3 protein-coding genes are annotated in these 3,560 nt (G+C 39.6%); 1 reads left to right on the plus strand and 2 read right to left on the minus strand.

Annotated features, from left to right (window positions below; genetic code table 11):
- Nucleotides 1-1,345 (plus strand): apolipoprotein N-acyltransferase (gene lnt, locus AAEY83_RS12505; protein ID WP_351059209.1); only part of this gene is annotated, 1,345 nt, incomplete at its 5' end.
- A gap of 186 nt (nt 1,346-1,531) precedes the next feature.
- On the opposite strand, the gene AAEY83_RS12510 is transcribed toward lnt, so the two are convergent.
- Both AAEY83_RS12510 and AAEY83_RS12515 read right to left on the minus strand, forming a co-directional pair.
- Nucleotides 1,532-2,458: a cation diffusion facilitator family transporter gene (locus AAEY83_RS12510; RefSeq protein WP_025643908.1), complete on the minus strand. Its 927-nt coding sequence runs from the start codon at nt 2,456-2,458 to the stop codon at nt 1,532-1,534.
- Between the two features lie 245 nt (nt 2,459-2,703).
- Nucleotides 2,704-2,844 carry a hypothetical protein gene (locus AAEY83_RS12515; RefSeq protein WP_156410079.1) on the minus strand — a complete coding sequence of 47 codons (141 nt, stop codon included), beginning with the start codon at nt 2,842-2,844 and terminating at the stop codon, nt 2,704-2,706.
- Between the last annotated feature and the right edge of the window lie 716 nt (nt 2,845-3,560).

Raw genomic sequence — 3,560 nt, forward strand, 5'->3', positions numbered from 1 at the left:
CGGTATGGGGCTATGGTGCGTCGGCGGCTTTTGGCTCTATACTGCCATCCATGATTATAGCGATACTCCAACGTGGCTCGCATTGATTATGATTGGATTGATGGGTCTCGGTATGGGACTGTTTCATGGATTTTTAACACTAGTCTTTAACCGTATGGTAGGCAAACAACCCTTTTCATTTGCTGCTCTTTGGGTGCTACAAGAATGGTTAAAAACTTGGTTATTCACAGGCTTTCCGTGGCTATTTGTTGGTTATGCATTTACTGAAGAGTATTGGTTATCGTCCTTAGCACCCGTTGCTGGTGTTTTTGCCGTCTCTTTTGTTGCCATACTATTGGCTGCAAGTTTAGTAGAGCTACTGCTTCGACGCAGTAGTTATGCCGTCGTTTCTGTACTGTTATTAGCCATTAGCACATCATTATGGCTGGTCAATCCGCAATGGACAAAACCTAAGGGCACACCTGATCTGTCAGTGTCATTGATTCAAGGTAATATTTCACAAGATATAAAGTGGCTGACGCAATATCAAGTAGAAACGCTAAAGATTTATGCGAAGTTAACGCGCACTGAGTGGGGACGTGATGTGGTGGTGTGGCCTGAATCATCTATTCCGATGTTTCAGGATGAGGCTGCGGGCTTTATTAGTGAAATGATAGAAATGGCCAATGCGACCAATACGACATGGATAACTGGTATCCCTTATAAGGATAAAGCGGCATTCAATGCCAGTACGGATAAGTATCCCCCATTTTACAATAGCGTGATTGCTCGAGGTGTAGAAGCGGAAGGCCTATACAAGAAGCAGCGTCTAGTGCCTTTTGGAGAGTATATTCCATTTGAAGGCGTGCTCGATATTTTCCCAAGTTTGGCCGGTAGTCAGGATATTAAGAGCTATAGTCGTGGTAGTGATCAGCAGTCACCGCTAAAGGTGCGTGAACACAATATAGGGACGGCTATCTGTTATGAGGTAGCTTATCCAGATACCACGCGTAAAAATGCCATCGATACTGACTTTTTGTTGACCGTCTCTAACGATGCCTGGTTTGGCACTTCAGCAGGACCATTGCAACATTTGCAAATGGTACAAATGCGCGCGCTTGAGAACGGGCGCTGGTTTATTCGAGCGACCAATACTGGTGTTACCGCTATCATTAACCATAAAGGTCGTATTGTAAAACGCGCACCGCAGTTTGAGCGTACTGTACTACGTGGTGAGATACAGGCACGGGTTGGTAACACGCCCTTTATGCTTATGGGAAATTATCCTATCTTGATAATAATAACTCTGTTATTACTACTAAGCTATTTTGGCAAAGGTCTAACCACACTTAGAAGACGAGGGTAATAGTAAACTTAATCATAATAATTTAATCAGCGTAAGTTTTTTATTTTTTCTAGGTAACGTCCTAACGCACGTAAATATAAAAGTTTTAAACTATTGATCACATAAGAACTGATTGAAAAAATTATGTTGACATAAGGCACGCGCCTCATACTTAAAAAGAGATAGCTATATACGGTCTATCATCTTTTAGTTGATACTTTCATTTAATGCACGCGATTTTTGATTGTCATCTGCCTTAGTACCAAATTCAATAGTTGCATGTTGTATATTCTGATGCGCCAAATCTTCCTTGATGTTTTCTTTCATAGTAATAGTCTCTTCAAGCGTTATATCGGTCTTCGGTACAATATGAACTGTAAGAGCATTCTCAGTGGTACTCAAAGCCCAGATATGTAAATGATGAAAGTTTTGAATAAAATTATAGCTCTCTAAGATAGCAGTGATTTTACTGAGATCAACATTTTGAGGTACTCCGTCGATAGCAAGCTTGATACTCTCTTTTAGTAGACCCCAAGTCGATAACAGTATAACGACTGAAATAATCAAGCTAACTAGAGGATCAACGATATTCCAACTTGTATAGTAAATAATAATGCCCGAGATAACGACACCTAAAGAGACCAATGCATCTACCATTAGATGCAAGAAAGCACCTTTGATATTAATATCGTCTTTTTGACCTTTGTAGAATGCAAAAGCAGAAACAGTATTTATAAATACACCTATTAGAGCTGTAATAATAATAACTTTTCCTGCAACTTCCGGTATCGTATCAAATCGACCCAAGGCCTCATACGCAATACCTATAACGATTGCAACTAACAATATGGCGTTAATAAGAGACGCCATTATAGAAGCTTTTTTGTAGCCATAGGTATAAAGCGTAGTAGATGCTTTCTGTGCTAATTTCATTCCAATTAACGAGATTATTAAACTGGCAACATCACTTAAGTTGTGGCTAGCGTCTGCGATTAAAGCTAATGAATTAGTTGAATAGCCCACTATAAACTCGATGAGCGTAAATGCAGAATTTAGACCAATCCCAAAATAAAAAGCTTTATTCATATTTTTAGGGTCTGGAGCTTGATGACTGTGGTTATCTGAATTACTCATAATTTACCCTTGTTTAGGTTGCTGCATTTTATTAAAGGTAGAAAATAAGTTTATTGCATATTTTCTATATTGCACAGTCAATATTGCTCTAATACCGTAGACACACTTATTTTTATCAATAAACTGAGCCACAACTTGATTGTGTGTCCTATCTCTCCTTGGGCGAAAAAAGCGGATTTTACTGTAATCTAACTGGCTTACGTAAGCTTCTTGTTCTCATGTTCAAGCTCTTTAGTATGTGTAGCTTAGTCTTGAATGTTGGTTAGTATAGTTTCATTAGTGTGCTTTTTATGACATGACCACATAAAGGTGTAATCGTTTAATGCTTCAATCAGCATACGAACGGCGCGTTCTTTAATCTCAGGAGTGTAGGTTTGTCTTTTCATTATCGTATTCTCTCAGAAAGATGATTTACCGCTTCTTAACAGCGCGTGTAAAACCTTGCATCTGACGACTAAGCCGGTCTTCATAGTAAACTATCCCAGTATTGTCAGAAACTTAACGTCTTGTGAGGATGTACTAAGTGCTAACTTCAAAATGGTTGAAATACCTACGCTAAATGACGACAAAAAAAGCCTAAGCAATCTAATGAAAAAGTAGATAATAAAAACCCAATCTACATGACAAACAAAAAAATGCCTTTGGGAGTTGACTCCCAGAGGCATTTAGTTTTAAATATAGCTAACGGTTACAGCGTGTTGACGCACACTGTAACGAACAAATAAGCACCTGAACTGCGTTATTTGAACAGCATTAAATGCCCGTGTAGGTGCATTTTATCCAAAATATGCTTTCATATCAACCTTATTCACTATACATTTTAAAAACTGCTTGTTCGCTCGTTACCTCCTTGTGCTGCTCTCTCTGTAATTGTTACCCGTCAAATGGGTGGCAGGCCTCGGCGACGACTGCGTTTGACAGAAGGGTAAAGCTCTCGACAGGGGGTTCTAGACATATTGAGCAACGCAATGAGTGGTTACTCGTGCATATCGTAGCGGTATATTGGGTTTAGGCCCTTGCTAGCGTATGACAGCACAGTAGCGGTTAAGAGCGTGTCTAGGCGGTGCTATCAGCCGTAATCTTAACAACCGTAGCTTGATAC

Source organism: Psychrobacter sp. TB20-MNA-CIBAN-0197, from assembly GCF_040309765.1.
Taxonomy (GTDB): domain Bacteria; phylum Pseudomonadota; class Gammaproteobacteria; order Pseudomonadales; family Moraxellaceae; genus Psychrobacter; species Psychrobacter submarinus.